At 44.5% G+C, this 1,132-nt stretch carries 2 protein-coding genes; both read right to left on the bottom strand.

Translation table 11 applies throughout. The annotated features are described in order from the left end of the window. Positions 1–85: 85 nt before the first annotated feature. Positions 86–328 carry a hypothetical protein gene (locus tag R7Q38_RS24330; RefSeq protein ID WP_318114639.1) on the bottom strand — a complete coding sequence of 81 codons (243 nt, stop codon included), beginning with the start codon at positions 326–328 and terminating at the stop codon, positions 86–88. Between the two features lie 17 nt (positions 329–345). After that, positions 346–1,132 (bottom strand): extracellular solute-binding protein (locus tag R7Q38_RS24325; protein WP_318114638.1); only part of this gene is annotated, 787 nt, incomplete at its 5' end.

Here is a 1,132-nt window from a genome sequence, read left to right as displayed (position 1 = left end):
CGGAAAACTTCTGGCGTCTGTCAGCCCCAGCCCAAGATGGTTATATAGGGCCGACAATTGCTTTCGCCAGAACAATATCTTTAAATTATTGGCCCATCATTGCGTGGTTAGCTTCTATTTGCATATTGATGCTGTCTACTGCAGAGTCGAGTGCACTTTTCGCATCTTGTTTATTCGTTGCAATCAACTGAAGTGCGCTGTTCGCAGGGCCCCACACTTCGTTCATTTCAGGAATGGAAGGCATAGACGTAGCTTGAAGGTATTGCATCGCGACAGCACTTTCTCCTGGGTCATTCTTGATAACAGGATCGTCCACCAATTTTGTCACTGCCGGAACCTCTCCAGTTAATTCAAACGGCGCTTCGCATTGTCATAGTTATTGACGAACGTAATAAACTCTTGCGCTAATGGTTTGTTTTTCGAGAAAGTGGAAATGCTGTAACTCTTAACCCCCATAAATGAACCCATTTGCTCACCAGATGGTAATTTTGGAAGAGGCGCTACACCGTAGTTGATCCCTGCTTCTTTGTAAGGCTGGAGCGCCCAAGGACCAGTTTGAACAATCGCTGCTTTGCCCGACGTGAATAGTGAATCGATAGCATTAAGCCCGTTATTACCAATGATGCCTGTAGGGAAGACTTTAGAGTCATAGAACTTCTGAATGAATTTTGCGCCTTCGACTGCCCCTGGAGTATTCAGTAATATTTTATTAGGATCGTACGAGCCGTCTTCTTTTTTAGCGAAAACATCACCACCCATACCGTTTAAAATTCCGTAGGTGTAATAAAGCTCATCCCATTTTGCTAGCAAACCGTATTTATTTTCTTCGCGAAACTTCTTAGACAGCTCAAATATTTCGTCCATCGTTTCTGGTAGCTCAGCAATAAGATCTTTGTTGTAAACCATAAATACGGTTTCAACGGATTTTGGCAAGCCGTATAGCACGCCATTGTAAGTCAATGCGTTAATAGAAGATTGACTAAATGTATCGGTAACGGCTTTATCGACCTGAATTGGAGCAAGTAAACCTTGGATAACCGCCCCACCGATCTGATCATGTGGGATCAAGACGACGTCAGGGCCAGTACCTGCTGGGCCATCCATGCGCAGAGATTCGACCTGACCGCCATAT

This window comes from Vibrio sp. Vb0598, from assembly GCF_033338935.1.
In the GTDB taxonomy this organism is placed as follows: Bacteria; Pseudomonadota; Gammaproteobacteria; order Enterobacterales; family Vibrionaceae; genus Vibrio; species Vibrio alginolyticus.
The sequence above is the reverse complement of the archived record's forward strand: the minus strand, read 5'-3'. Positions and strand labels throughout refer to the sequence as shown.